This is a genomic window from Citrobacter sp. TBCS-14 (assembly GCF_005280805.1).
Taxonomy (GTDB): Bacteria; Pseudomonadota; Gammaproteobacteria; order Enterobacterales; family Enterobacteriaceae; genus Citrobacter; species Citrobacter gillenii.
This window is the reverse complement of sequence record NZ_SZWM01000365.1, coordinates 1-552: the sequence shown is the minus strand read 5'-3', so window position 1 is coordinate 552 and position 552 is coordinate 1. Positions and strand designations below refer to the sequence as shown.

The following is a 552-nucleotide window of genomic DNA, read 5'->3' as shown; positions in this document are numbered from 1 at the left end:
GAATAACGAAATCGGCGTGGTGCAGGATATCGCGACTATCGGCGAAATGTGCCGTGCGCGCGGCATCATCTATCACGTTGATGCGACCCAGAGCGTAGGCAAACTGCCTATCGATCTGAGCCAACTGAAAGTGGACCTGATGTCCTTCTCCGGTCACAAAATCTANGTCACAAAATCTACGGTCCGAAAGGTATCGGCGCACTGTATGTTCGTCGTAAACCGCGTATCCGCATCGAAGCACAGATGCACGGCGGTGGTCACGAGCGCGGCATGCGTTCTGGTACGCTGCCTGTCCACCAGATCGTGGGTATGGGTGAAGCTTACCGTATCGCGAAAGAAGAGATGGAAACCGAGATGGCGCGCCTGCGCAGTCTGCGTAACCGTCTGTGGAACGGCGTGAAAGATATGGAAGAGGTGTATCTCAACGGTGACCTCGAGCAGGGCGCACCGAACATTCTCAACGTCAGCTTCAACTTTGTTGAAGGCGAGTCGCTGATTATGGCGCTGAAAGATCTGGCGGTATCCTCCGGTTCTGCATGTACTTCTGCAAGC

The 552-nt window shown here is 54.4% G+C and carries 1 pseudogene; it reads left to right on the top strand.

Annotation, left to right across the window (positions count from 1 at the left end):
• Nucleotides 1-552, top strand: a pseudogene (locus FDX22_RS15530) (aminotransferase class V-fold PLP-dependent enzyme); the annotation flags it as partial.